Annotated in this window: 20 protein-coding genes; 7 read left to right on the top strand and 13 right to left on the bottom strand. The window is 58.8% G+C overall.

Annotation, left to right across the window (positions count from 1 at the left end; all coding sequences use genetic code 11):
* The first annotated feature begins 129 nt into the window (after positions 1–129).
* Complete coding sequence (locus tag GA830_RS17620) at positions 130–825, top strand: lytic transglycosylase domain-containing protein (RefSeq protein WP_195163060.1); 696 nt, start codon at positions 130–132, stop codon at positions 823–825.
* 47 nt (positions 826–872) lie between these two features.
* Here GA830_RS17620 and GA830_RS17615 read toward each other — a convergent pair whose 3' ends face one another.
* From GA830_RS17615 to GA830_RS17585, 7 genes are all read right to left on the bottom strand, one after another.
* Positions 873–1,244 (bottom strand): VOC family protein, encoded by a 372-nt coding sequence (locus tag GA830_RS17615; RefSeq protein ID WP_195163059.1) that lies wholly within the window; start codon positions 1,242–1,244, stop codon positions 873–875.
* 108 nt (positions 1,245–1,352) lie between these two features.
* Positions 1,353–1,577: a hypothetical protein gene (locus GA830_RS17610; RefSeq protein WP_195163058.1), complete on the bottom strand. Its 225-nt coding sequence runs from the start codon at positions 1,575–1,577 to the stop codon at positions 1,353–1,355.
* 103 nt (positions 1,578–1,680) lie between these two features.
* Positions 1,681–2,406 carry a TetR/AcrR family transcriptional regulator gene (locus GA830_RS17605; protein WP_258045497.1) on the bottom strand — a complete coding sequence of 242 codons (726 nt, stop codon included), beginning with the start codon at positions 2,404–2,406 and terminating at the stop codon, positions 1,681–1,683.
* A 615-nt stretch (positions 2,407–3,021) separates the two neighbouring features.
* Positions 3,022–4,143: a baeRF11 domain-containing protein gene (locus GA830_RS17600; RefSeq protein WP_195163057.1), complete on the bottom strand. Its 1,122-nt coding sequence runs from the start codon at positions 4,141–4,143 to the stop codon at positions 3,022–3,024.
* A gap of 278 nt (positions 4,144–4,421) precedes the next feature.
* Complete coding sequence (locus GA830_RS17595) at positions 4,422–4,760, bottom strand: hypothetical protein (protein WP_195163056.1); 339 nt, start codon at positions 4,758–4,760, stop codon at positions 4,422–4,424.
* 131 nt (positions 4,761–4,891) lie between these two features.
* Positions 4,892–8,389, bottom strand: a complete 3,498-nt coding sequence (gene carB / locus GA830_RS17590; protein ID WP_195163055.1) for a carbamoyl-phosphate synthase large subunit — start codon at positions 8,387–8,389, stop codon at positions 4,892–4,894.
* 236 nt (positions 8,390–8,625) lie between these two features.
* Positions 8,626–10,224: a BCCT family transporter gene (locus GA830_RS17585; RefSeq protein ID WP_195163054.1), complete on the bottom strand. Its 1,599-nt coding sequence runs from the start codon at positions 10,222–10,224 to the stop codon at positions 8,626–8,628.
* Positions 10,225–10,462: 238 nt separating this feature from the next.
* Between GA830_RS17585 and GA830_RS17580 the strand changes: the two genes are divergently transcribed.
* On the top strand, positions 10,463–11,638 hold the full coding sequence (locus GA830_RS17580) for an MFS transporter (RefSeq protein ID WP_195163053.1): 1,176 nt from the start codon (positions 10,463–10,465) through the stop codon (positions 11,636–11,638).
* A 189-nt stretch (positions 11,639–11,827) separates the two neighbouring features.
* Here GA830_RS17580 and GA830_RS17575 read toward each other — a convergent pair whose 3' ends face one another.
* The gene (locus tag GA830_RS17575) at positions 11,828–12,667 is read right to left on the bottom strand and encodes an AraC family transcriptional regulator (protein WP_195163052.1); all 840 of its coding nucleotides are present in this window, start codon (positions 12,665–12,667) and stop codon (positions 11,828–11,830) included.
* 209 nt (positions 12,668–12,876) lie between these two features.
* Between GA830_RS17575 and GA830_RS17570 the strand changes: the two genes are divergently transcribed.
* From GA830_RS17570 to ypfJ, 3 genes are all read left to right on the top strand, one after another.
* The gene (locus GA830_RS17570; protein WP_258045496.1) at positions 12,877–14,097 is read left to right on the top strand and encodes an MFS transporter; all 1,221 of its coding nucleotides are present in this window, start codon (positions 12,877–12,879) and stop codon (positions 14,095–14,097) included.
* A 271-nt stretch (positions 14,098–14,368) separates the two neighbouring features.
* Positions 14,369–16,942: a bifunctional diguanylate cyclase/phosphodiesterase gene (locus GA830_RS17565; RefSeq protein ID WP_195165026.1), complete on the top strand. Its 2,574-nt coding sequence runs from the start codon at positions 14,369–14,371 to the stop codon at positions 16,940–16,942.
* A 131-nt stretch (positions 16,943–17,073) separates the two neighbouring features.
* A complete protein-coding gene (gene ypfJ, locus GA830_RS17560; protein WP_195163051.1) occupies positions 17,074–17,988 on the top strand; it encodes a KPN_02809 family neutral zinc metallopeptidase in 915 nt (304 codons plus the stop codon).
* A gap of 21 nt (positions 17,989–18,009) precedes the next feature.
* Here ypfJ and GA830_RS17555 read toward each other — a convergent pair whose 3' ends face one another.
* Both GA830_RS17555 and carA read right to left on the bottom strand, forming a co-directional pair.
* Entirely contained in the window at positions 18,010–18,354 is a 345-nt protein-coding gene (locus tag GA830_RS17555) for an ArsR/SmtB family transcription factor (protein WP_195163050.1), read from the bottom strand.
* 55 nt (positions 18,355–18,409) lie between these two features.
* On the bottom strand, positions 18,410–19,609 hold the full coding sequence (gene carA / locus GA830_RS17550; RefSeq protein WP_195163049.1) for a glutamine-hydrolyzing carbamoyl-phosphate synthase small subunit: 1,200 nt from the start codon (positions 19,607–19,609) through the stop codon (positions 18,410–18,412).
* A gap of 227 nt (positions 19,610–19,836) precedes the next feature.
* Between carA and GA830_RS17545 the strand changes: the two genes are divergently transcribed.
* Positions 19,837–20,286 carry a GatB/YqeY domain-containing protein gene (locus GA830_RS17545; protein WP_195163048.1) on the top strand — a complete coding sequence of 150 codons (450 nt, stop codon included), beginning with the start codon at positions 19,837–19,839 and terminating at the stop codon, positions 20,284–20,286.
* Between the two features lie 234 nt (positions 20,287–20,520).
* Here GA830_RS17545 and GA830_RS17540 read toward each other — a convergent pair whose 3' ends face one another.
* The 3 genes from GA830_RS17540 to GA830_RS17530 all read right to left on the bottom strand — a co-directional run bounded on the left by GA830_RS17540 (position 20,521) and on the right by GA830_RS17530 (position 23,809).
* Positions 20,521–20,748: a DUF2061 domain-containing protein gene (locus GA830_RS17540; RefSeq protein ID WP_195163047.1), complete on the bottom strand. Its 228-nt coding sequence runs from the start codon at positions 20,746–20,748 to the stop codon at positions 20,521–20,523.
* A 118-nt stretch (positions 20,749–20,866) separates the two neighbouring features.
* A complete protein-coding gene (locus GA830_RS17535; RefSeq protein ID WP_195163046.1) occupies positions 20,867–22,048 on the bottom strand; it encodes an MFS transporter in 1,182 nt (393 codons plus the stop codon).
* A 96-nt stretch (positions 22,049–22,144) separates the two neighbouring features.
* Positions 22,145–23,809 carry a Na/Pi cotransporter family protein gene (locus GA830_RS17530; RefSeq protein ID WP_195163045.1) on the bottom strand — a complete coding sequence of 555 codons (1,665 nt, stop codon included), beginning with the start codon at positions 23,807–23,809 and terminating at the stop codon, positions 22,145–22,147.
* A 334-nt stretch (positions 23,810–24,143) separates the two neighbouring features.
* Here GA830_RS17530 and dnaG point away from each other — a divergent pair, with 334 nt between their 5' ends.
* The gene (gene dnaG, locus GA830_RS17525; RefSeq protein WP_195163044.1) at positions 24,144–26,072 is read left to right on the top strand and encodes a DNA primase; all 1,929 of its coding nucleotides are present in this window, start codon (positions 24,144–24,146) and stop codon (positions 26,070–26,072) included.
* Positions 26,073–26,242 lie beyond the last annotated feature (170 nt).

Here is a 26,242-nt window from a genome sequence, read left to right as displayed (position 1 = left end):
GCGCCACCCGAAAGGCGATGGCTCACAATCTGCGTTGTCGGGCGGTTCTGGCTCCTGTAGAGGAAGGTCGGGCAAGGGCAGTTTTAGATATGTTGGAGTGGGTATTTGCCCCGATTACGCAGTTTTTTGATGTTTTTAGCGGGTTCCGCGAGCTTCGCGCTCGCTGGGTGTACCACGCCCAGCCCGGATGCGGGCGCGAGCGTGGCGCTCGCCGAGACAGCCGACCTGACACTGCCTGACAGTGTCTCGATCCTGCCCAGCCCCAGCATTGCTGCTGTGGCTATCGCGGAAGGCGTTGCAGAAGCGCCAGCCGAGGTTGCCAAGGCACGCGACCCGGAAATTGTCGCCGTTGCCGAGCTTGCGATGCAAAAGTCTGCCGCTGCCGAAAGCGACGTGCCTGAGGTTCAGCCTTCTGCGTTTGCCACATCTGACGCGCCGCGCGGCGATGTGCACGCGCTGATCGCCAAATACGCCGCGCTCTACGATGTGCCGGTAGATCTTGTGCGCAGCGTGGCCAAGCGCGAGAGCAATTTTCGTCCAGCTGCCTACAATAATGGCCATTGGGGCCTGATGCAGATCAAGCATGCGACGGCGCGGGGCATGGGCTACAAGGGCAGCGCCAAGGGCCTGCTCGACGCCGAAACCAATCTTAAATATTCCGTGAAGTATCTGCGCGGCGCGTGGCTGGTGGCCGACGGCAACCCGAGGCTTGCCGACCGGCTCTACCAAAGCGGCTATTACTACCACGCTAAGCGCAAGGGCCTGCTGGAAGAGACCGGACTTGGCAAGGATCGCCGCCGACGCAGAACCACCCCAGGCGCCTGATTTACTTCGCAGCGTACAGCGAATACCCAGCTGCCGGTACGGTTCGGCTAGGCAAACAGCCCGAACGAGTTTCCATCCGGGTCCATGCAATAGGCAAACCGGCCATCGGGAATTTCGACAATATCGGAAACGACCTGGCCGCCTGCAGCTTTCACGCGCTCCAGTGAATCCTCCAGCGGCGTGGGTGCTGCAAAATGCACCGTGGCTCCGGTTCCAGGCGATGCCGGTTTGCCAACATATAAATGCCCCGCGACAGAGTCTTTGCCGCTTTTGGGGAAGACCGCAGTCGGGAAGGGCCCCATTTCCTGATCGGTCAGTTCGCTCTGCAAAACGGCGGTGTAAAATGCCTTTGCCATAGCAAGGTCAGTTACCGGGACCTCGGTCCAGACAATAGCATGCGGCGGGGTGAAGTTGGACATTGTGCGGTGTATCCCATGTTTTCGATGGGGGCACCCTGACACAGGCGTACTGACACCATCCCGTCAGCAGGGTTTGATCCGCTGCTGACGGGTTCCAACACCTTTGACCTAGCGCTTCTTGGCGCCGACGGTCTTGTCCTGATGCTGCTTTTTGCTTGTTTGGACAGAAACCGGATCGCGGGAGATCGACCCGGTGGAAAGCTGGTCGAGATTGCGTGTCTGGGCGACGGATTTGGGGGCATCTGGATAGTGCAGTGTGGCGGCGAAATCATTGGCCAATGCTGGCGCCGAGAATGCGGCGAGAGCAGCGAGCACGAGGATAGGCTTTTTCATCGGAAGCTCCATGTACATGTACGATAGTTGTACAGATACGGATATTGAGCAGCGGTTTCAAGATAGAAAATTGTACGCGTACGAGATTCTTTTGATGGCTGCTTCAGCAGCAGGTGGCGTCATTGCAGATTGGCGGCACCTTGCCAGCTTTGACAGCGGCAATTGCCAGATCGATGACAGTGTCGGCGTAGCTCAGCCCGTCGCCAAACGGATAGTGCGGAAAGCTGATGACAGCCGAGATCGCGCCATGCGCGGTAGTCCACAAAAACGTGGTGATAGCATGGGCGTCGCCAGTCAAAATGCCCGCGTCGAGACAGGCGAGGACGCAACCGCGCATGCCGGCCAACGCGGGGTTGTGCTTCAGATGCTGCTCGGCAGTCTCGGCGTCCATCGCCTTTTCAGTCATGAAGATGATGCGGTATTCGTTGGGGTTTTCGAACCCGAAGGCTGCGAATTCGTGCATGCCATGGATCAGCGACGCCAGCGGCTCTGTGGGTTGGTTGCGGGTTGCGCGCTGTGCCAGTCGCTCGAACACGTCTTCGGCCAGGGCAAAAAGTATCGCCTGCTTGTCGGCGAAGTAGGAATAGACCGACATCGGCGCATAGCCGACCTTTTGCGCCAGCTTGCGGATGGTGAGGCCATCATAGCCCTGCTCGCGTACCAGGTCATGCGCGGCGGCGACAAGTTCAGCGCGCAGTTCCGCCTTGTGGCGCTCTCGACGAGTGGTTTCTGTGGCTTTCGGGATGGTTCGGCTCCGCGTTGCTGTACGAAATATATACGCTGTACGGAGATTTTGGAAGCCGCTTTTCAGGGTGAGCGCGGCTTTCATAGTGGTATTTTGGACGGGGTCTTCACGGGCATGATGCTGGACCAGCGGGACGCGTAGACCCAGTATCGGAGGTCAATGCGAAGTGCTATATCACTCTTCGCAGTCGGAGTTTCTTCAACAGGAGAACCATGATGCTGTACTTCGTTCGTAAGTGCTGGGGCGTCACAGCGGTATTTGGTGTGATCGTCGTGGCCTCGCTTATTCAAAACCCCACGCTCGCTCTTGCCAAAGAGAAGAGGCCCATGAAGGCAGGCGTGGAGGAGTGCAAAGCTTGGTGCGATCGCAACAACAAAACTGTGGCTTCGCAGCGTTCCTGCTATTTGAATTGCGAGAAATACTGGCTTTGCAACGGTGCTGACGCAACCGCTTCAACATGCGCGGATGGGAAGGCACTCTCAATAGAGCAGTCTCAGCCATCTGATCCCGCACCAAACCCCCGGAAACCGGTGGGCAGAGCCAAGGCGCCCGCAGCGTCCATCAACTAGGTTGGCGCCTAGGTGATGCGTGAAGCGGAAAAAACGTCTGCCTCCAGAGGCTGCTGGCGGCAGGCAAACCCCGGCGTGAAGTGGGGCCTTCTTTCGCCCACAGCCTTGATATACCGGCCTGCCGACAGTGTCACATCGGGTAGCGCAGGATCGCGGCCAGTTCGCCGCCGCCTGGGATGTCTTCGCGGCGCACGCCCATGACACGCGCGCCGGCGGCAAAGGCTCTTGCCGCGATCTCATCGACAATGCCGTAGGCCTTTGCATCATCCTTTTCGACTAAGGTCACTGCGCCGGTTTCGTCATCGACATATCCGGGGATGACTGAATCTATATCGACCAGCAGGGTTTGGATCGCGCCGAAGGTTGCGGCGCGTGCAGCATCGGAAATGTCGGTGGTCGTGCGCCGGTCGCCAGCGCGCTTTTCGAACAATGCCTGCATCTCGCCGATTTCTTTGGCATAGGCATTGTCCAATATGGGCCGGGCGCGCGTGGCAAGTTCAGCATCCTTGAACCTGTCCGGGCTATCGCTGATCGTCTCGGGCAGAAGATGCGGATAGGAATTGATCTGCGCAAACACCGATTCCAGCCGGCCGGTCGCGGCCACAATCAAGGGTGTCTCTCGGCCGGCAAGAATGGGACGCAGCGCGGCATCTACGCGTCTGGCATATTGCTGCAGGCGAACATTATGGCCTTCGGCCCCATGAATGCGCCCGCTGAAGGAGCGATCATTGAGCGTGGATTTGCCAGCAGAAGAGGCCGCGTCTTTGGGCATTCCTGGCACACTGACTGTTTCTGGCGGCAGGTCTGCGTGCATCTCCACCAGGCGGGCAGCATTTTCAGATAACGCCAGGATGAAGGCAGAATGGGCGAATGTGCTTGCCCGAAACAGCGGCTTCAGGTGCATGCGGTCTGAGACCTGAACCATTGAGGCGAGATCATTGGCGAGGCGAAAGGTCCAGATTTTTTCAGGCGTGGCGAAAATAGCCAGGCTGTTGGCCTGCAAACGCCAAAAGTCCGCATCATCGAGCAGATCGTTCAACTGATCGAGCAAGCTGGCAAGGCGCCTTTTGTCGAAGCCCGCACTCTCAAGCTGGGTTTGCGCCTCGCGTACAAGGTTGCCCATATCGATCCGGGATGCATCCGTCTTTTGCGTGAGCGGCGTTGTCTTCACGTAGATCGAGACGCAGGCATCAGCCCTTATTGCAGCCAGCGAAGCAAATTCAGGGCGCGTGGGGTTGTCGATAAAGAGCATGGGATGTCCTTCAGCCTGAGAGATTTCAGTTTGTTTATTAGGCATTCTAGATATGCTTCGGAAATATAAAGAGCACCAAGAAAAACAAAAAAACACATTGCATAGGCGAGAATTTAGCGTGCTACATCTATGTATCGCGGCTGCTCATCCGTCTAGGGCGCGACATGCAAAGAGCCGGTGATTTGCGGCTCATGGTTCACATCTGGTGAGCAACCGGAAAATCTGGTGCCGGCGCGCGTCACTTCACGCGTGTGTGCAGGGGAGTTTGGCGTGACCGCTCAGCCGATATCGGGTGCGTTGCCGATGCGCTTTTTGAGCTCGATCGCCCAGGCGCGGCCTTCGTCGCCGCCCCACAACATCCAGGCGATGTAGCCGGCGGAGGGGTTTTCCGCGTTGAAGAAGTTCTTGCCCTTCTTGTCGACTTCATGGCGGGCGAAATAGCTGACCATGCGGCGGATGGTGGACGGAGGGAGTGTGCGTCGCTCGGAGAGTTCCATAGCGCGCGCGACGCCGACTTCGGTGCCGCCACGGCCGAATTGTTCACGCAGCCGCAGCGCCTTCGCCGCATTTTGGGCGACGATTTCTGGCGGTCGCAGTGAGAGATCCTCGGAAGACATGGTGTATCCAGCTACGTGTAGCGGGGTATTTAGCGCGCAAGAGTGGCACGGTAAGGGCAGTGCCGATTACCGAACGGAAGGCGTTTCCGTGAAAGGATCGCCTTTAGAACCATCGCGATGCCTGGATTGCATCACGCGTCCAGGAAATACTCCTGCAGCGGTCGCACTTCCAAACTTCCAGCCTTAAGGGCTGCGATGGCTTCGGCTACAGCACCGGCCCCCGACAGGGTGGTGTAGTAGGGCACCTTCTGCATCAGGGTTGCGCGGCGCAGGGACTTAGAATCGGACAGTGCTTTCTGGCCGTCTGTCGTGTTGAAGACGATCTGGACCTGCCGGTTGCGGATGGCGTCTTCAATATGGGGACGGCCTTCCAGCACCTTGTTGATCTTTTCCGCATTGATGCCGTTTTCAGCCAAGAAGCGTTGTGTGCCGCCGGTTGCGAGCACCTTGAAGCCGAGGTCAGCCAGGCGTTTGACCGCTGGCAGCACGCCCTTCTTGTCCTCGTCGCGGACCGAGACGAATACGGTGCCATCACGCGGCAGGTCAACACCGGCGCCGAGCTGGGCCTTGGCGAAGGCCAGCGCGTAGTCATAATCGAGGCCCATGACTTCGCCGGTGGAGCGCATTTCTGGCCCAAGCAGAATGTCAACGCCGGGGAAGCGGGCAAAGGGGAACACTGCTTCCTTGACCGCAATATGCGGGCGGGCTGGTGTTTGCGGGCGGCCACCATAGGCAGCGAAGGCTTCGTCGAGCGTTTCGCCAGCCATGATGCGGGCGGCAACTTTTGCTATGGGGCGGCCCACTGCTTTCGCCACAAATGGCACGGTGCGCGAGGCGCGTGGATTGACTTCCAGAATGAAGATCGTGCCGTCCTGAATGGCGAACTGAACGTTCATCAGGCCGCCCACATTGAGTGCCTTGGCCATTGCGGCTGTCTGGCGTTCGAGTTCAGCTACGATTTCTGGCGAGAGCGAATGGACCGGGAGTGAGCAGGCGCTGTCGCCCGAATGGATGCCTGCTTCTTCAATATGTTCCATGATGGCGGCAACATAGGTGTTTTCGCCGTCACACAGGCAATCGACATCGACCTCGATGGCGCCTGCAAGATAAGTGTCGAACAGTAGCGGGTTCTTGCCCAGTAGGGTGTTGATCTGGCCAGTCTTGTCGTTCGGATATTTTTGCTTGATGTCTTCTGGAACCAAGCCCGGAACGGTGTCCAGCAGATAGGTTTGCAGCATGGTTTCGGAATGGATGATCTGCATGGCGCGGCCACCCAGAACGTAGGATGGGCGTACAACAAGCGGGAAGCCAAGTTCACTGGCGACGACACGGGCTTGTTCAACCGACCAGGCAATGCCGTTCTTTGGCTGAAGCAGGTTCAGCTTGTGCAGCAGTTTCTGGAAGCGGTCGCGGTCTTCGGCCAGGTCGATCATATCGGGCGAGGTGCCGAGGATCGGGATGCCGGCAGCTTCCAATGCGGCGGCGAGCTTGAGCGGGGTCTGGCCACCAAACTGCACGATGACGCCGACCAGTTCGCCCGATTGCTGTTCGGCGCGCAGGATCTCCAGCACGTCTTCAGCGGTTAGCGATTCGAAATACAGGCGGTCCGACGTGTCGTAATCGGTCGATACAGTCTCGGGATTGCAGTTGATCATGATTGATTCATAGCCGGCATCAGCCAGCGCGAAGCAGGCATGGCAGCAGCAATAATCAAACTCGATGCCCTGGCCGATGCGGTTTGGACCGCCGCCGAGGATGACTACCTTCTTGCGATCTGAAACCTGCGCCTCAGAGCGCGTCTCGCCAGCGAAGGGTGTTTCATAGGTCGAGTACATATAGGCGGTGGGCGAGGCGAACTCGGCGGCACAGGTGTCGATGCGCTTGTAGACGGGGTGAACGCCTAGCTTTTCGCGCGCAGCGTGAATCTCTTGCTCGTCTTTCTTCACCAGTGAGGCGAGGCGGGCATCGGAGAAGCCCATGGCTTTCAGCATGCGCAAATTCTGCGCGTCATCAGGGATGCCATGTTCGCGCACGCGCGCTTCGGTGTCCAGAATGCCAGCGATCTGTTCGAGGAACCATGGGTCGATGCGGCACATTGCGTGGACATCTTCCAGCGAGGTGCCCATGCGGATGGCCTGAGCCACCATACGCAGACGGTCTGGTGTCGGGGTGCCGAGGGCTGCACGAATGGCGTTGCGGTCATCGCCGCCGCCATTGACGCCGAGGCCCGGGATCTCGATTTCATCCAGGCCGGTAAGGCCGGTTTCGAGACCGCGCAATGCTTTTTGCAGGCTCTCCTGGAAGGTGCGGCCAATGGCCATCACTTCCCCGACAGATTTCATGGCGGTGGTAAGCGTCTGTTCTGCGCCAGGGAATTTCTCGAAGGCAAAGCGCGGGATCTTGGTGACGACATAATCAATCGAAGGCTCGAAGGAGGCTGGTGTCGCGCCGCCGGTAATGTCGTTTTCGAGTTCGTCCAGCGTGTAGCCAACCGCCAGCTTGGCGGCGATTTTTGCGATTGGGAAACCGGTCGCCTTCGAGGCAAGCGCAGAAGAGCGCGAGACGCGCGGGTTCATTTCGATAACGACGAGGCGGCCATCAGCGGGGTTGACGGCGAACTGCACGTTGGAACCACCGGTCTCGACACCGATCTCGCGCAGTACCGCAATCGAGGCGTTGCGCATCATCTGATATTCCTTGTCGGTCAGCGTCAGGGCTGGCGCGACAGTGATGGAATCGCCGGTGTGGACGCCCATCGGGTCAATGTTCTCGATGGAACAGACGATGATGCAATTGTCCGCCTTGTCGCGAACAACTTCCATTTCATATTCTTTCCAGCCCAGTACGGATTCTTCGATCAGCACTTCGGTGGTTGGCGAGGCGTCGAGGCCGGACTGTATGATCTCGTAAAACTCGGCGCGGTTATAGGCGATGCCGCCGCCGGTTCCACCCATGGTGAAGGAGGGGCGGATGATCGCGGGAAGGCCGACTATGTCCATGGCCTGCGCTGCAATTGCCATGCCGTGGCTGATATAGCGCTGCTTGCGGTCACCTTCACCAAGGTTCCATTTGGTCTCCAGCGCATCGAGTGCGGTGTCTAGGTCTGCCGGCTTTTTCGCTTTCAGCTCGGCACGTTCAGCCTCGTGCTTCTTGCGGTCTTCTTCCTTCACGGCTGTGGCGTTGGCCAGCATGGATTTTGGCGTTTCCAACCCGATGCGGGCCATGGCCTCGCGGAAAAGCGCGCGGTCCTCGGCCATGTCGATGGCGTCGGCATCAGCGCCGATCATCTCGACATTGTAGCGTTCCAGCACACCCATGCGGCGCAAGGAAAGGGCGGTGTTGAGTGCTGTCTGGCCGCCCATGGTGGGCAAAAGCGCATCCGGGCGCTCGCGGGCGATGATCTTGGCGACGACTTCCGGTGTGATCGGTTCGATATAGGTCGCGTCGGCCAGTTCCGGGTCAGTCATGATCGTGGCCGGGTTGGAATTGACCAGAATGATGCGGTAGCCTTCGGCGCGTAGGGCCTTGCAGGCCTGGGTGCCGGAATAATCGAACTCACATGCCTGCCCGATAACGATGGGTCCGGCGCCAATGATCAGGATGGATTTGATATCGGTGCGTTTTGGCATCGTGGCTGTCCGTTCGCGCATGCTTGCGCAAAAACCCGGCAAGGGGATTGACCCGGCCGGTGCAGCGCAAGCGATTAATGATGTCAGGCTAAGGGCGCCTTATAGGGAAGTTTGGCGCTCGCGTAACCCCAAAAATGTGGCGTTTCCAACGGTTGAATGCGTCATTTCCAGCTTACCAAAGGTCGCTTCGCTGCCGCTCGATGAAAGAGGCCGGGAATTTCCCGGCCTCTTTCGTTTTACTTCGGTTCGGTGCGGAGCGCTTTCCACGTCGCAACCATCATCAGCATCAGCAGTATGGCAAAGGGAAAGCCGGTTGCGATCGCACTTGCCTGAAGTGCCGCAAGCCCGCCACCCAGCAGCAGGGCAATGGCAACCAGACCCTCGAACGTTGCCCAGAAGACGCGCTGTGCCACCGGGGCATCGACCTTGCCACCGGCCGTGATCGTGTCGATGACGAGTGATCCTGAATCGGACGATGTGACGAAGAATACAATCACGAGCACGATGCCGATCAGCGATGTGATGCCGGCCAAAGGCAGAGGCTCCAACATCCGGAACAACGACAGTTCAGGCTTGTAGGCTACTACCGTTTCCTGAACACCCTGGTAGCCGTTTGCAATGAACTCATTCATCGCCGTGCCGCCAAAGGCGGTCATCCAGACGATGGATGCCAACGACGGAACAAGCAGCACGCAGACGATGAATTCGCGCACGGTGCGACCCCTGGAAATGCGGGCAATGAACATGCCCACAAATGGCGACCAGGAGATCCACCAGGCCCAGTAGAAGGTGGTCCAGCCATGGACGAACTCGTCGTCGGTGCGGCCAAACGGATTGGACAGGGCAGGCAGGTTTGTGACGTAGGCTGCGGTGTTGGCAAAGAACCCGGTGACCAGTTCGCCAGTCGGGCCAAGCAAAATGATGAAAGCCAGCAGCAACACAGCGAGCACCATGTTGATCTCCGATAGCCGCTTGACGCCGGCATCAAGCCCGGCAACCACCGAAAGGAGCGCGATGCCGGTGATGCCCGCAATCAGGATCACCTTGGCGGTGTCGGTTACCGGAACGCCGTACAGGAAGTTTAACCCTGCAAGCGCCTGTTCAGCACCGAAGCCGAGCGAGGTTGCGAGACCGAACAGGGTTGCAAAGACGGCGAGAATATCGATGCAGTGGCCGATCCAGCCGCGGATGCGGTCGCCAAAGATCGGATAAAATGCAGAGCGGACCGAAAGCGGGAGACCCTTGTTATAGGCTGCCAGAGCCAGCGAAAGCGCCACGACTGCGTAGATGGCCCACGGGTGCAAGCCCCAATGGAAGATCGTTGCAGCCATCGCGGCTTCACGGGCGGCTTCCACATTTTCAGCGATCAGCGCACCATCAGGCCCAATCGGGCTGGCAATGCCGAGGGGTGGATTGTTGAAGTGATACATCGGCTCCAGCACGCCGAAGAACATGAGGCCAATGCCCATGCCTGCGGCAAACAACATCGCAAACCAGCCGCCATAGCCATAATCGGGGACCGCGCCGGCGCCGCCGATACGGACTTTCCCGAGCGGGGAAACGACAAGCACCAGGCAGAAAAGGACGAACAGGTTGCCGGCGATGATGAAAAGCCAGTCAAAGGTAGAGGTGAGCCAGACCCGAAGGGTGCCAAGTGCTGGTCCGACCGATTCACGAAAGATCAGGGTGACGATCACAAAACCTACGATAACAATCGCCGAGATGAAGAACACAGGGTTGTGGATGTCCAGGCCCATAACCTGAACATTGTCCTGCCCCGCTTCCAGATTGTGCTCCGGTTCTTCCGTCGCAACCGACGTCTTTGGTTCTGTCATTGTTTTTCCTTTTTCTTACGACAGCGTTGCCTGCCATAAAGTTACCTTGTGCCTAGGGTGAAACACTTTGGGTGCAGGCACAACAGCCTGTACTTATTTTCGCGATCGCAACGGGGTTCGCCGGGATTCAGCCTCCTCCTCAAACATGTTGGCAGGAGGTTTCGTCGAGGCATATTGACTTGTTGTTGCGCTGCACCCAAATAGTTCAAAATATTTTGAACTATGAAAGCAGAGTTCCATGGACATGCGTTTGATCTGGCTTGCGGTTGGCTCGTTTGCCATGAGCACCGTCGGCTTTGCCTTTGCCAGCCTGTTGCCGCTGATTGCCGCCGACACGCATATCAGCGTGCCGATGGCCGGCTATCTCATCATGACGTTTTCACTGTCCTATGCGGTCGGCGCACCGGTGCTTTCGGCGGTTGCCGGCACTGTCGACCGGCGGCGCGTTCTGGCGTGTGCGATGCTGATATTTGTCGCTGGAAACCTCATCGCAGCCTCCAGCTCATCCTTTTTCACGCTGCTTGCCGCGCAAGTGGTGATGGGTGCGGCGGCGGGATTGTTCGCTGCCACCGCGCAAGCCACCGCCGTTGCGCTGGCAGGACCCGAACACCGGGCTTTTGCCATCTCCATTGTCGTTGGCGGCACGACCTTCGCTGTCGCAGTCGGGGCGCCTATCGCATCGCTGATCGGCACTTTATGGGGCTGGCGTGGGACATTTTTTGCGATAGCCGCGCTTGGCGTGATTTGCGCAACTATCCTGTGGATATGGCTGCCACACGGCCTACGCGGCATGAAACTGACACTGAGCGAGCGGTTCGCTGCTGTGGGAAAGCCGGGCATATTGCCGGCGCTGGCGACAACGTTGCTCTACCTTGCAGGCGGATTTATCGTGATTTCCTATCTCGGGCCGCTGGCACTTGAAGGAGCTGGCCTGCCGCTTATTGCGTTGCCGGGCATGCTTTTGTGCTTTGGCGTCGGGGCAGTGATCGGCAATCTTGGCAGCGGGTTTCTGGCCGACAAGATCGGTGCCACACGCGTCGTGGTGCTGTCGTTGGTGTTCTCGCTGCTGGTGTGCCTGATCATTGCACTTGGCCTGAAATTCCTGCCGCAATCGCTTTCGGGCCCGCTTTTGATCGGCATCATGGTGCCATGGGGCATCATCGGCTGGTCGTTCCCGCCGGCGCAGGCCAGCCGCATCGTCGGCTATGCACCGGAGGTGGCGCATCTGACATTGTCGCTCAACGCCTCGGCGATGTATTTCGGCATTGCCATTGGCACAGTGGTCGGTGGCCGCGTGCTGGAATTTGCCAAGCCGTCCGATCTTGGCCTTGTTGCCGCGCTCTTTGCGGCTGTGGCGCTGGTGCTGATGTGGGCAACGCGGAGCAAGACATCGTCTGTTGCGATGCCCGCGTAGCGATAGTCACCGCATCATCGGCGGAAGGCCGCGCGCCAGCGCATCGATCAGCACGCGGACGCGTGTGGGAAGGTGCGTTGTCCGGCCAGTTCGCCCAGCTTTCGAAAAAAATATCCGGGAGGCTGGTCAGCACCTGGACCAGCCTGGCAGCCCACTGGCGCGGGGCGTTTTGGCAAAGTGGTGGTACGCTTATGACAATGCCTGCCGCACGCGAAAATAGCGTTGCGGTGGCTGGCCGAGCATACGCTTGAACATGGTGGTGAAGGCAGGCACGCTCTCATAGCCGAGGTCGAGCGCGACACTGGTGACAGGTTCACCTTCGGCGAGCCGGGGCAGGGCAGCAAACAGGCAGGCCTGTTGGCGCCAGGTGGAGAAAGACAGTCCCGTCTCGCGTGCAAAGTGGCGGGTAAAGGTGCGACGGCTGGCGCCAAGCGCGCCGGCCCAGTCGTCAATTGTCGCATGAGGTGCCGGGGCTGCAACGAAGCTCCGGCACAGTGCCGCCAACCTCGGATCAGCGGGGAAGGGCAGGCCGAGCGGTCGTGCATGAAGGTTAGGGATTTCGTGCAAGATGAGATCGAGGATCAGCGCGCCACGAGGGTCAGGCTCTGAAGCTTGGGGCAGTGCGACCGCTTCGATGATCAGGCTGCGCATCAAAGTGCTGACGGCGACCACGCGCAGGTCTGCCGGCAGGCTGTCCAGCGCGCGGGGCTGTACATAGATCGAGCGCATGGAGACTTCGCCCAGCATTTCTACCGCGTGGTCGACGCCGGCGGGCAGCCAGATGGCGTGTTCGGGTGGGACCATCCAGCGGCCATGGGCGGTCGAGACCAGCACTACGCCTGAAAGCGCATGCAGCAATTGAGAGCGGCTGTGGCGATGCACGGGCACCCGATAGCCATCGGGATATTCTGATGGCGAGGCGACGACCTGGCCCGCCAGCTGTTCCAGCCAGGCCAACCGTTCATCGTGGCGCAGGTCGAGTTCGCGCTGGCGACGCGCCCTGTCTGTGATGAATTGAGTTGCATCCATTGTTGTGGCCCAAATGCGTAAGAATGCCATTCAACCCATCAATCAGGACATGGCGAGGGCCAGATAGCACGGGTGGTTGGCGCAGTATTTGACGTCCTTGGGACAGGCGGATGTGGCCCAGTCGCGAAAGGAATGGGCCGATCCACGAAGGATAGGCGCAGCGCGCAGGCGTATAAGCGGGCGGCAGTCGCCTACAGCAGGAGCCAACCGTGAGCCAGACCACCACTACCGGATCGGCAACCGCTCTGCCGGTCCAGACGACGGCCTATGCAGTTATCCTTGCGGTAAGCTTTTGCCATCTGCTCAACGATATCATGCAGTCGCTCCTGTCAGCCATCTATCCGATGCTGAAGGCAGATTACGGGCTCGACTTCTGGCAGATCGGGTTGCTGACCATGACTTTCCAGGTCACGGCATCGCTTTTGCAGCCGGTTATCGGCATCTATACCGACAAGAAGCCGTTGCCCTATTCGCTGCCGTTCGGCATGGGCTCAACGCTTATCGGGCTCGTGTGTCTCGCCTACGCCACCCAATATGGCATGCTGCTGGTCGGGGCAGCGCTGGTGGGCTTTGGCTCGGCGGTATTCCATCCGGAATCCTCACGCGTGGCCCGGCTGGCATCGGGTGGGCGCTATGGGCTTGCGCAATCGCTGTTCCAGGTTGGCGGCAATTTCGGCCAGGCGCTTGGACCCCTTCTGGCCGCCTTCATCGTGGTGCCAAACGGACAGCGCAGTATCGTCTGGTTTTCCGGCGCAGCACTGCTCGGGATGATGATCCTGTGGCAGGTCGGCACCTGGTACAGCAACCACCGCCAGGCCAATGCCAAGCGGCCGGTGGAAGTGCGGACCTCGCCGCTGCCGCGCCGTACCATCGTCGTGGCGCTGGCGGTACTGGCGGCGCTGACCTTTTCCAAGAACGTCTACATGGCGAGCATATCGAGCTACTATACCTTCTATATGATCCACAAATTCGGGGTCACGGTTCAGACGTCGCAGATCCTGTTGTTCGTTTTCCTTGGCGGTGCTGCGGTGGGAACGGTTCTGGGCGGGCCCATTGGAGATCGTTTCGGCGCCAAAACGGTGATGTGGTTCTCGATCCTCGGTGTCCTGCCGTTCACCTTGGCAATGCCCTATGCCGATTTCACATGGACCATCATCCTGTCGGGCATCATCGGGCTCATCATGGCATCTGCGTTTCCGGCCATTGTGGTGTTCGGTCAGGAGCTTTTGCCTGGCCGCGTTGGCATGGTCGCAGGCATCTTTTTCGGGTTGGCGTTCGGGATGGGCGGCATCGCAGCAGCAGTGCTGGGTGTGGTTGCGGATGCACGAGGCATCGATTTCGTCTATGTCGTCTGCTCGTTCCTGCCGATGCTGGGGCTGCTGACGGTGTTTTTGCCGAGCAATCGCGCGCTCAGGCCGGCGTCCTTGTGAGCCGGCATATTAAAGGGTCGCAGCACAGAGAGACACGTCGAAACCAGTTGGAGAGAACCAAACATCAATAAATTGAAATGCTTGAGGACCTCAACGCAGGATAGGTGAAAGCCAAATTTAAGTACTCGCTGGTAATATCTTTTCACGTGAAAAAGAACGACTGCGTGAAGGTATAATTTTGCAGCTTTTCGGCGCCAATCTGCGGACGATACGCAAGAACGCTCTTACTGCGACGAACATCCCCGCCGCGATTGCGTTGATCGTCATCGTCATGCTCGGTATGTACGCCGATCACCAAAACACCCAGGTATCGAAGCAGTCCTCGCGCGCCGTCGTGCTGGCGCAGGTCAATCTCATCCGCTCCAATCTGGAAGGCAGCATCAACGGTACGCTGCAACTGGTTCGCGGGCTGGTGGCTACTCTCGCCACTGAGCCCGATATGAGCCAGGAGCGGTTCAATCGATTGGCCAGCGGGCTGTTTACGGGTGACAACCAGCTCCGCAATATTGCGGTCGCACCGAACCTGGTCGTCAGCATGGTTTATCCGCTGTCCGGGAATGCAAAGGCAATCGGGCTCGATTACCGAACCAATGACAGCCAGCGCGAGGCCGCTTTGCGCGCACGCGACACTAAAGAGCTGGTTCTTGCCGGGCCGGTCGACCTGGTGCAGGGCGGACAAGGCTTTATCGGGCGGTTTCCGGTATTTACGAGCGAACCCAATGGGGAAAAGCGCTTCTGGGGCATTGTCTCGGCCGCCATCGATGCGCAATCGCTTTACCGTAACAGCGGTCTTCTTGACGGCAATCTTCCCGTTCATATTGCAATTACCGGGAAGGACGGGCTTGGTGCGACCGGATCGCGATTTTTTGGCAGTGTTGCAGTCATGGAGGATGATCCGGTCACCGCGGACGTACTCCTGCCGGCCGGATCGTGGCAGATTGCCGCGATACCAACGGGCGGCTGGGCAAATGCCGGTACCGCCACATGGCTTTTCCGCGTGTTTGTCGCACTCGCCGGTGCGCTGGTGGTCATCCCGATACTTATCGCCGGGCGACTGGTCGAAGAACGTCACAAGCACTACCGCCAGTCGCGGCGTAGTGAACGCGAATTGCGGCGGGTGTCGCAGCGGCTCGAATTGGCGCTTGAGGCATCCCAGATCGGTGTCTGGGAGCATAATCTGGTCAGCCATAGCCTGGTCTGGGATGAGCGTGTCGACGAGCTTTTCGACAAACCCCAGGATGGCAAAGTCCGAGGATATGACGACTGGGTAAGTGTCATCCACCCCGATGATCTGGAACGCGCCCTCCGTGATTTCGACTACGCAATCGAGAAGCGTGACGTCTATTCGTCTGAGTACCGGTTGCTTTTGCCAAGTGGGGAACTGCGCTATGTTCGTAGCCGTGCTGTTATCGTTCAGGATGGCAGCGAACAGCCGAGGATGATTGGTGCGGAGTGGGATGTCACTGCAGACGTCCTCTTGCGCAATGACCTTGAACGCGCCAAGGAACTGGCCGAGCGACGTAATGTCGAACTTGAAACAGCCAAGGCGCGCATCGAGCACAACGCGCTTCACGATTCGCTGACAGGCCTCCCCAACCGCCGCTATCTCGATGAGGTTCTGGAGGGCTTCAAAGCTACACCGGGAGAGGGTGTAGCGTTGCTGCACATGGACCTCGACCGCTTCAAGCAGATCAACGATACGCTCGGACATGCCGCCGGCGATGCCATGCTGGTCCACGCCGCTAACGTGCTGCGGACCAATGTGCGCGCAAATGACTTCGTGGCGCGAATCGGCGGTGATGAGTTCGTGGTATTTTGTGCGACCGGCGGTGGTTCCCACCAGATGGCCGTGCTCGCTGACCGCGTTATTCGCCAGATGTGGAAACCTGTCCTTCATGATGGGCATCTATGTCGCTTCGGCGTGAGCGTGGGCATTGCCACCGAAACAGAAGAAGTGGCCGACCCGAGACAACTTCTGGTCAATGCTGACATTGCGCTCTACCGGGCCAAGGCGCGTGGCCGCAATCGGTTCGAGTTCTTCACCGAGGCGCTGCAGGATGAAATTGTCGTCAACAAGCGGCTCGCCGACGAAATTTTGAATGGTATCGATAAGGGAGAGTTCCGCGCCCATTATCAGCCGCAGTTTGATGCCGTGACACTGGACATCATCGGCGCAGAGGCGTTGGTGCGTTGGTATCATCCCGAGAAGGGCGTGCTTATGCCCGACGTTTTCCTGAAGATCGCTGAAGAACTGAACGTCATGGCTTCAATCGATCGAATGGTCTTGGAGCAGGCCCTGCAGCAACGGAAGGTCTGGCAGGCCGCCGGCATCGACATTCCGCACCTTTCGGTCAACGTGTCGGCGCGTCGCCTGCAAGACGAGGAACTTATCACCAGCTTGCGAAAACTCGACATCGAGCCCGGCGTAATGTCATTCGAACTGGTTGAATCGATCTTCCTGGATGACAATGATGAACTGGTTACTTGGAACATCGAGCAGATCAAGGAACTTGGTATTGATATCGAAATCGATGATTTCGGTACCGGCTATGCCTCTATCGTCAGCCTTTTGAAACTGAAACCGCGCCGTCTGAAGATCGACCGGCAGTTGGTGTCGCCCATTGTCGGTTCCCCGGCCCAGAGGCGACTGGTTGAGTCCATTATCGAAATCGGAAGAACCCTCGGTATCGAAGTCGTCGCCGAGGGTGTGGAAACCATGGAACATGCACGCCTTTTGAAAGATCTTGGCTGCGATATCCTTCAGGGTTATGCCTTTGGTACCGCCATAAGCGGTGCTGCGTTGCAGGAATTCGTCAAGGCGCGCCGCTGGCGTGAAGCTTCCTAGTGGCATATCCCGGAAATCGCCCGAAAAATCCTGTGACTTGCCCATAACGTTGGGATACTTATTGATCTTGGCGCGTTGCGTTTTCAGCGGCTCGCGCCACCGCATCAATTGAACTGCGCCATGAGGTAGATATGCTTTGGAGAGGCCGCCGTCAGAGTGACAATATCGAGGATGCACGCGGTCAGGGCCGCGGCGGCGGCATGTTCGGGCGCGGCGGCGGATTGCCGGGCGGCATCCGCATCGGGCGCGGGGCATCGGGTGGCGGCATGTCGGGCATCATCATTCTCGTCGTAGTGTTTTTCGCGCTGAAGGCCTGCGGCATCGATCCGATGCAGATACTGGCGGGCGGCGACCCAAGCACGCAGGCACCGGGCGGCGGTTCGGTCACACGCACGAATTCCGGCAGTGACGATGAGATGAAGCAGTTCGTTTCAACGGTCCTCGCCGAAACGGAAGACACCTGGAAAGGCATTTTCCAGTCAGAGGGCCAGACTTATGTTGAGCCCAAACTGACGCTGTTTTCCGGCCAGATCCGGTCGGCCTGCGGTTTTGCGTCTGCGGCTTCAGGGCCTTTCTATTGCCCCGGAGATAGCAAGGTTTATCTCGACACGACCTTCTTTCAGCAGCTTGATAAGCAGTTCGGTGCATCAGGCGACTTCGCGCAGGCCTATGTCATCGCGCATGAAGTAGGTCACCATGTGCAGAACCTGATCGGCGTGTTGCCGAAATTCAACCAGATGCGCCGCACCATGGGCGAGGCTGAGGCCAACCAGATGTCTATGCGGGTTGAACTGCAGGCTGATTGCTTTGCGGGCGTCTGGGGGCATTTCACGGCGCAAAAGGGCCTGCTTGAAGAGGGGGACGTGGAAGAGGCGTTGAACGCCGCCCAGAAAATCGGCGACGATACACTGCAGCGGCGCACGCAGGGCTATGTGGTGCCCGAAAGCTTTAACCACGGGACTTCGGCGCAACGCCAAACGTGGTTTGCGCGCGGCTTCAAAACCGGCAAGCTGGCGGATTGCGATACCTTCAACAATAACATCTGAGCGTGTCGGACGCGGGCGGCGCTATTCCTGCCGCAGCTTTTCAAGGTCGAGCCTAGGATAGCCCGAAGCGGCCTTGATTACCGCACCGAGGAGGCCGGGGAAACGCGTTTCCAGATCGTCCCGGCGCAGCGAGATGAAGCGGGCGGGACCTTCGATACGGGTGCGGGTTACGCCCGCCTCGCGCAGCTTGGCGAAATGGTAGCTCAGGTTTGACTTCGAACCGTAGTGCCCAAACGTTCCGCACATGGCTTCGGCCTCGCCATCCTCCGAGAGGTGGCGCACGATCGACAGCCGCGTGGGGTCGCTCAGAGCAGCCAGGACAGCTGGCAGGTCAATCTCTTCAAGGTCTGGGTGGGCCGGTGTCATGAGTATGATTTAAGGCCGTGACGGATGGCGATCAACTGGTTCAGCAAAAGTTGAACTATTCGGCAAGGGCCGGCTCACCCTGCTTTGCGCGGATGAGGTTGACGAAGCGGCGGAACAGATAGTGCGAATCCTGGGGGCCGGGCGAGGCTTCGGGGTGGTGCTGGACTGAAAACACCGGACGGCCTTTGAGCGAAATGCCGCAGTTCGATCCATCGAACAGCGAAACATGAGTCTCTTCAATGTTTTGCGGAAGTGACTTTGCGTCAACTGCGAAGCCGTGGTTCATCGACACGATCTCCACCTTGCCGGTCGTATGGTCCTTTACCGGATGGTTGGCGCCGTGATGACCCTGATGCATTTTCTGCGTCTTGCCGCCAAGCGCCAAAGCCAGCATCTGATGGCCGAGGCAGATACCGAAAATCGGCAGATCCGTCTTCAAAAGGTCCTGGATCACGGGCACGGCATAGACCCCGGTCGCGGCCGGGTCGCCCGGTCCGTTGGAGAGGAAAATGCCGTCGGGCTTCATCGCAATGATGTCTTCGGCCTGGGTGTTTGCGGGAACGACTGTCACCTCAGCGCCAAGGCCGGTCAACAGGCGCAGGATGTTGCGCTTGATCCCATAATCGATGGCCACCACCTGCATGGTGGGTTCTGGCATTTCGCCGAACCCTTCGTTCCACACCCATGGCGCTTCGCGCCAGGTCGAGCTCTGACCGGAGGTTACGACCTTTGCAAGGTCAAGACCTTCAAGACCTGACCAGGCTTTTGCCTGGCGTTTGAGATCATCCACGTCGAACTTGCCATCGGGCGCATGGGCGATAATGGCGTTTGGCGAACCGTTTTCGCGCACCAGCGCGGTCAAGGCACGGGTGTCGACGCCTGACATCGCAACGACGCCGCGCCGCTTCAGCCACTGGTCGAGATGGCCGACCGAACGGTAGTTTGACGGGTTGGTGACATCGGCCTTGAAGACCGCACCGACCGCGCCCGCGCGGGCAGCAGGGGTCAGATCTTCGATGTCCTCATCATTGGTGCCAACATTACCGATGTGGGGGAATGTGAAGGTGACGATCTGTCCAGCATAAGACGGGTCGGTCAGAATTTCCTGGTAGCCCGTCAAGGCCGTGTTGAAACACACCTCGGCAACCGCAGCGCCAACTGCGCCCAATCCGCGTCCCTCAATCACTGTTCCGTCGGCCAGCACCAGCAGCGCGGTGGGGATTTCGGTGGACCAGGGGGCGGTCTTGTTGGCCATGTCGGGCTCCATGCCGTTCTGCCCGCCGCTAGATGCAGGCGTGCAGTGGTGCTTGCGAAAGCCATCCTTCCGCATTTCAAACCAAAGTGTGGTTGCAAGGCTGCTACATAGGCGAGTGGCCGCAAACGGTCAATTGCCGGCCTGCCTGCAGCGACGCTTTGACGTGACTTCTTGCACATCGGCCTAAACTGGTATCAGAAGTGCCAACAAGAGAAGGAGCGTTCCCCATGCGTGAGACAATTTTGGCTGCGTTGAAAACAGCGCTGAAGTCAGGTGACAAGGAGCGTAGCGGTACGCTCCGGCTGGTCAACGCCGCCATTCAGGACCGCGACATCGCCAATCGCGGCACTGGCAAGGATCCGGCAGGAGATGACGAGATCGTTTCGATCCTGACAAAGATGGTGAAACAGCGCGAGGAGTCAGCGAAGGCGTTCGACGATGGGAAGCGACCTGAACTGGCTGCCCAGGAGCGGGCCGAAATCGACATCATCCGCGGCTTTTTACCCGAGCAGATGGACGATGCTGCCCTGGAGCAGGCCGTTAAGGTGGCTCTTGCCGAAACCGGCGCAGCCAGCGTGCGCGATATGGGCAAGGTCATGGCCATGCTGAAGGAAAAGCATGGCGGTGCGATGGATTTCGGCAAGGCAAGTGGGCTGGTCAAAAAGCTGCTGAGCTAGGAACTGCGACTTTCGCTGCGGAATATTGCCGGGCGAAACAAAGTGTCAGGGAAACTTTCCCCGGTGCCAGCACGTTTATAGTTCTGGAGAACGCCCCCATGCATCGCTTGCCTATCGCCTTTGCCCTCATCGTTTCGCTTATTGCGGGAACCATCGTCGCGTGCAGTGTCGATGGGGATGCGAGCCCCTCTATTGCAAATTATGTCGTGCTCCCGTTGGGCAACGAATAAGCGGTCATTGCGTGGGAGGGGCTGCCGGAGCCGGCTTCCTTCCATACGGAATACGCAGCCAAGCGCGCTCATGGGCGTAATACAGCAAAGATTTTGTCAAAACTTCTGTCAGACCGATTGCTGCAGCCAGCTTAAAACTGCGGGTAATCAGCAGCGAAATAAGCATGGTGTCTATCGTTCCGGTGACGCGCCAACTGACCGCTTTGGCGATGCTTCGCGCATGCGTTTCCATAGATACCCCCGTTTTGACAAACGCGAACCATACGCATCGGCGTGTCGATGGTGAAAGCAAAATATTTCAATTGTGCGCCCATCGTGGATAATGGACGGGTCGCTTACCGCGCGGCTGGCTATCCGGCTGCGGGCTGAGGCTGGGTGGCGCTGCTGCGTAGTTCTGCCCCATAGGACATGGCTGCCACTGCCGCCGCGACGACCATCGCCACCACGCCAACAAGCGGAAGACTGCGAAACGAATATCCGGTGCTCAGCATCAACGCGCCGAGGGATGCGGCAATGGCGATGCCAAAATTGAAGCCGGAGGGGATGAGCGACGACGCGAGATTGGGGGCATCGGCGGTCCAGGCGAGGATGCGGGTCTGGATCGGTGTGCCTACCGCGAAGTTCAGGCCGCCCCACACGGTGATGGCGGCTATCATAGGCCATTGATAGGGGCTGACAAAATAAAGTGTGACCATCACAACCGCCTGGAGGACAAGCATGGTGATCAGCGCAGGCATCAGCTGCCGGTCTGCGAACTTTCCACCGATGAAGACGCCGGCGGTCGCGCCGATGCCGTTCAGAAGCAGCACGAAGGGGATCATTGCTGCATCAAGCCCCGTAACCTGGCTGAGCAAGGGTACGATATAGGTGTAGGGCACGAACTGGCACAACATTAACATCAACATGAGGATGAGCGAGGTCCAGACCTGCTGACGACCGAGCACTTTTACCTCGCTTTTCAGGCTGCCAGTTTTTGCCGGGCGACCCGCTGCCCGCGGCAGCAGGATGGCCATTGCCAGGATTGCCAGAACTCCCAGCCCGAACATCGTCCAGAAGGTGGCGCGCCAGCCCCACAGATGGCCGATTGCCGTGCCTGCCGGCACGCCGATAATGTTGGAGACTGTCAGTCCAGCAAGAATAAGAGCAACGGCCATACCTCGCTGATCGGAACGCACCATCCCGACCGCAACCACCATGGCGACACCAAAATACGTGCCATGAGCAATCGCAACCGTCACGCGAATGGACATCATCGAGCCAAAATCGGGCGCCAAGGCACAGGCAGCCTGTCCCACTGTAAAAGCCAGAAGCAGCGCGATGAGTAGCGTCTTACGGGGCAATCTTGCCGTGGCGAGCGTCAGCAACGGTCCACCAATGGCGATCCCTATGGCGTAGCCAGAGACCAGATAACCGGCGGTTGGAACGGAGATACCAAGTCCTTCCGCCAGTTGCGGCAAAACGCCTGCAACAACGAATTCCGTCGTGCCAAAGGCGAAAGCGGCGATGAACAGGGCGATCAGTGGGAGTGGCATGGTGATATCCGGCGTGACGTGAATTGAAGATCACAGTCCGCGCGTGCGAACAATAAAGAGTTTGCTGCCGGCGATGCAGTTTTTCTATACCGGCAGCTATCCGGCGTTGAGCCGGGAGCTTCTCAGCAGGCCGCTCTCTTCGAGAACCGGATAGGCGATCGAAGCCAGCAGCGAGTTGATCTCCTTCAGGTCGCGGATGGTGTCCAGATGGATAGAGCTGGTTTCAATCGAGCGTTCTGAGCCGTCGCGCAGCCGTTTGAAATGGCTTTGGCTCGCCTGCTTTTCGAGTTCGCGGATGCGGTCCTTTTCCTCGACCAGTTGGCGTGCCGTTTCGGTATCGCGCGAAACCAGCAAATTGAAAGCCAGGCGCGCATTGGTGAGTACCGAGGCATGAAAGCTGGTCAGTTCGCGCCACCCTTCGTCGGTGAACTCCAGACCCCGATCCAGCTTCTTTTGCACATGGGCCAGCATGTTGCGCACGATGATGTCGCCGACCTGTTCGAGCTTGACGCAGGCACCGATCAGTTCCTGGTGGCGCAATGCTTCAGACTCGCTCAACTGATGGGTGCTGATCTTGGCCAGATAGAGTTTTATCGCAGCGTGACGGCGGTCGACCCGGTCATCCAGAGCAGCCAGCGCCTGGATTTTTGCAGCATCGGCGCTTTCATAGAGCTCCATGATGGATTTCAGCATGATCTCGACCGTCTCGCAGACGCGCACCACTTCACGGGTAGCGTTGGCGAGCGCTTGAGATGGGACATCAAGGGCGCCCTCATTCAACGCGCTGAGTTCGGCATTGGCCAGGGTGCCGCTTGGATCGGCAGGCGTCGCAAGGGCAACGATCTTTTCGGACGCGCGATAGACGAGGCGGGCAAGCGGCATACCCGCCAGCAGGATGATGCAGTTGAACAAGATATGCGCATTGATGATCTGGGCGGCTTCATTGGCTCCGAGATAATCAATCGGAGGTTTTGTCCAGGTGAAGGCGATCATCAGAATTACCGACCCGGCGCCCCGCATCAAAAGATTGCCAATTGGCACGACGCGCACCGCCGGATCAGAGTTACGGGTCAGGATCGGCGCGATCACCGAGCTTCCCAGGTTCACCCCCAGAACCAGGACGATGCCCAGTTCAGGCGGGATCAAGCCGCGCGCGGCCAGTGTGACGAGCAGCAGCACGGCTGCGATACTGGAGTGGAAAAGCCATGTGACCAGAGCCGCGAGCAGGAACGCGGTCACCGGGTCGCCCGAGAAATATTCGATGATGACGGGCAATGCCGTGCTTTGACGCAGCGGCTCGGAGGCCTCACCGATCATTTCAAGAGACAGTAGAAGCAGGCCGATGCCAACAAGAATGCGGCCCATCTGCCGCCATTCGCGGCGCTCCGTCATCATGAACATGGCGGTGCCGGCGGCAAGACAGATCGGCACCAGAAGGCTCAGATCATGCGCCAGCAGCTTGACCACCAGTGCGGAGCCAATTTCGGCGCCCCGCACCGCGAGTTGTCCGGAAATGCCACTGACAATGCCCGACCCTGCAAATGATGCGACAAGAAGTGTCACAGCGGTGGAACTTTGCAGCGCAATCGAAAGGCCTGCACCGCTCAGCACTGCCATCAGAGGATTTCTCATCGTGCTGCGCAGTCTATGGCGCAGCACGTCACCATAGGCGCGCTCGACGCCTGTGCGCACCATGCGTGTTGCCCACAACAAAAGTGCGACCGCACCAGCCAGATGAAGAAGAACGACCGAGCCGCTCATGGATTAATCCGTCACGTGTTGGGGCACCGGGAACAGACCGGTGTTTTGGGGTGCGAGGAAAATCAAACTACGAATCCTTTGAATTCAATGCAAACAGCTTAGCCGAATATATACCTTTGACGACCGATGAACTGTCCTGACCGACGCGGAATCGTCGGTATTGGGAATATCGCCAGCATGCTACCGCCGTGTGTCAGAAATGCCGGGCTTCATTGCGCTGTTAAAACCTGCGATTAGCGTCGCGGGCCAAGGGCTGTGAATACCGGGTATGGCCCGGATTAGGGGTCGTCGTCGCGCAGTGCTGTGATTATATGGAGAGGAAACGAGCTTTATTATGCGCTTTGCCCCCTCTTTCCTGGATGAAATCCGCGACCGGGTGTCGATATCGTCGGTTATCGGCGCGCGCGTGACGTGGGACAAGCGCAAGACCAACGCTTCGCGCGGCGATTATTGGGCATGCTGCCCGTTCCACGGCGAAAAATCTCCCTCCTTCCACTGCGAAGACCGCAAGGGGCGCTACCACTGCTTTGGCTGTGGGGTTTCGGGCGATCATTTCAAGTTTCTCACCGAACTCGACGGGATGAACTTTCCAGAGGCGGTGGAAAAGATTGCTGATATGGCCGGCGTGCCGATGCCGGCGCGCGATGAACGTGAGGAAGTGCGCGAGAAGGAGCGCGCCTCGCTTCAGGACGTCATGGAACTGGCAACGCAGTTTTTTCAGGATCAGCTGCAATCAGCAGCAGGCGCCAAGGCGCGTTCCTATTTACGCGAGCGCGGGCTGACGCCGGCTACGCAAGAAGCCTTCCGGCTGGGCTTTGCGCCCGAAAGCCGCAATGCACTCAAGACTTATCTTGCCGGAAAAGGGATAGAGAAAACCCAGATCGAGGCCTGCGGTCTGGTGCGGCACGGCGATGACATCCCGGTCTCCTACGATTATTTCCGCGACCGTATCATGTTTCCGATCCCCAATTCGCGTGGCCGGATCATCGCTTTCGGGGGTAGGGCGCTGGCACCGGATGCGCTGGCCAAATACATGAACTCGCCTGACACTGAGCTCTTCCACAAGGGCAATGTGCTCTACAATTTCGTACGCGCACGCAGAGCACAGCAAAGAGACGGCACGGTTATTGCCGTCGAAGGCTACATGGATGTCATCGCGCTGGCGCAGGCCGGTTTTGACAATACAGTGGCTCCGCTCGGCACGGCCCTGACCGAAACCCAGCTTGATCTTTTGTGGCGGATGACCGGCGAGCCGGTGCTGTGTTTTGATGGCGACAAGGCTGGGTTGAAGGCCGCCTGGCGGGCGGCAGATATGGCGCTCCCGCTCATTCAGGCAGGCAAGACAGTGCGCTTTGCACTGTTGCCGGAGGGCAAGGACCCCGACGATCTGGTCAAGAGTGAGGGACCGGAAGCATTCCGGCAGGTTCTGGCCGACGCAAGACCTCTGGCTGATCTTTTGTGGTTGCGCGAGACATCAGGCGGCGTCTTCGAGACACCGGAAAAGCGCGCCGAGCTTGAAAAAACGTTGAGAGAGCTGGTCTCGCGCATTCGCGACGAAAGCGTGCGCTATCACTATTCGCAAGAGATGCGCGAGCGGGTGCTGGCGTTCTTTGGCAATCAGCGTGCCAAACCGCAGCGCAATGGCCAGTGGAACAACAAGGCGCCCGCTGCCGGTGGGCAATTTGCCAAGCCGGGCTCCGCGGGAGGGCGCATCGCCGTCTCGGAAAGCCTGGCAAGATCGGCGCTCGTAAAAAAGGCGAGTGGTGTGTTGCCCTTGCGAGAGACTGTCATGCTCGTTGCGCTGGTGAACCATCCTCGCCTTGTTGAAGAACATTTTGATGCGGTAGAATGCCTGGATCTCGTCCATCCGGACCTCAGGCAGCTTCTCAGCGCGCTGATTGATGTGATCGCACATGATCATGCTCATGACCGTGCAGCTGCGATCCAGGCTTTCGAGGCTGCGGGGTTGATTGAGGCTTGGGAGCGCGCGGTGCTGCTGGTGCGTAGGGGGCGGATGTGGCCGGCCCTGGAAGACGCAGCACTTGACGATGCGCGCGAGGCCTTTGCCCAGTCGCTGCACTTGCACCGCAGCGCGCGCACCCTACATACTGAACTGAAGGCGGCCGAGGTGGCGCTGGCGTCCGATCCGACCGACGAGAACTATCGTCACATGCTGGAAATCCAGACTCAGTTTCGGGACGCGCAGGCAACTGAAGCGCTGATTGAAGGCTTCGGCATTCTGTCTGGTAGGGTGAGTCGGTGATTTTAAGCAATTGATTCGCTTTTTTGGCGCGAATCGTGCGAAGCCGCTTGACCTTCCGCTGGAATGACGGAATCAGGTCGAATCGAAAAGTTAACTGGCGGGATTTTTCCCGCACCCAATACAGGGAACCGAGCACTGGTTCATGGACGGGCGAAAAACCGTCGTAACAA

The sequence above is a fragment of the Mesorhizobium sp. NBSH29 genome, assembly GCF_015500055.1.
Classification (GTDB): domain Bacteria; phylum Pseudomonadota; class Alphaproteobacteria; order Rhizobiales; family Rhizobiaceae; genus Neomesorhizobium.
The sequence above is the reverse complement of the archived record's forward strand: the minus strand, read 5'-3'. Positions and strand labels throughout refer to the sequence as shown.

Bases quoted from the DNA above. Each gene is read 5' to 3' on its own strand.
- GA830_RS17620 (WP_195163060.1), top strand. From the start codon at position 130: ATGTTTTTAGCGGGTTCCGCGAGCTTCGCGCTCGCTGGGTGTACCACG.
- GA830_RS17540 (WP_195163047.1), bottom strand. From the start codon at position 20,748: ATGGAAACGCATGCGCGAAGCATCGCCAAAGCGGTCAGTTGGCGCGTC.
- GA830_RS17615 (WP_195163059.1), bottom strand. From the start codon at position 1,244: ATGTCCAACTTCACCCCGCCGCATGCTATTGTCTGGACCGAGGTCCCG.
- carB (WP_195163055.1), bottom strand. From the start codon at position 8,389: ATGCCAAAACGCACCGATATCAAATCCATCCTGATCATTGGCGCCGGA.
- GA830_RS17595 (WP_195163056.1), bottom strand. From the start codon at position 4,760: ATGTCTTCCGAGGATCTCTCACTGCGACCGCCAGAAATCGTCGCCCAA.
- GA830_RS17600 (WP_195163057.1), bottom strand. From the start codon at position 4,143: ATGCTCTTTATCGACAACCCCACGCGCCCTGAATTTGCTTCGCTGGCT.
- GA830_RS17530 (WP_195163045.1), bottom strand. From the start codon at position 23,809: ATGAGCGGCTCGGTCGTTCTTCTTCATCTGGCTGGTGCGGTCGCACTT.
- GA830_RS17545 (WP_195163048.1), top strand. From the start codon at position 19,837: ATGCGTGAGACAATTTTGGCTGCGTTGAAAACAGCGCTGAAGTCAGGT.
- GA830_RS17575 (WP_195163052.1), bottom strand. From the start codon at position 12,667: ATGGATGCAACTCAATTCATCACAGACAGGGCGCGTCGCCAGCGCGAA.
- GA830_RS17555 (WP_195163050.1), bottom strand. From the start codon at position 18,354: ATGACACCGGCCCACCCAGACCTTGAAGAGATTGACCTGCCAGCTGTC.
- GA830_RS17580 (WP_195163053.1), top strand. From the start codon at position 10,463: ATGGACATGCGTTTGATCTGGCTTGCGGTTGGCTCGTTTGCCATGAGC.
- GA830_RS17535 (WP_195163046.1), bottom strand. From the start codon at position 22,048: ATGCCACTCCCACTGATCGCCCTGTTCATCGCCGCTTTCGCCTTTGGC.
- dnaG (WP_195163044.1), top strand. From the start codon at position 24,144: ATGCGCTTTGCCCCCTCTTTCCTGGATGAAATCCGCGACCGGGTGTCG.
- GA830_RS17565 (WP_195165026.1), top strand. From the start codon at position 14,369: ATGCTCGGTATGTACGCCGATCACCAAAACACCCAGGTATCGAAGCAG.
- GA830_RS17605 (WP_258045497.1), bottom strand. From the start codon at position 2,406: ATGAAAGCCGCGCTCACCCTGAAAAGCGGCTTCCAAAATCTCCGTACA.
- carA (WP_195163049.1), bottom strand. From the start codon at position 19,609: ATGGCCAACAAGACCGCCCCCTGGTCCACCGAAATCCCCACCGCGCTG.
- ypfJ (WP_195163051.1), top strand. From the start codon at position 17,074: ATGCTTTGGAGAGGCCGCCGTCAGAGTGACAATATCGAGGATGCACGC.
- GA830_RS17610 (WP_195163058.1), bottom strand. From the start codon at position 1,577: ATGAAAAAGCCTATCCTCGTGCTCGCTGCTCTCGCCGCATTCTCGGCG.
- GA830_RS17585 (WP_195163054.1), bottom strand. From the start codon at position 10,224: ATGACAGAACCAAAGACGTCGGTTGCGACGGAAGAACCGGAGCACAAT.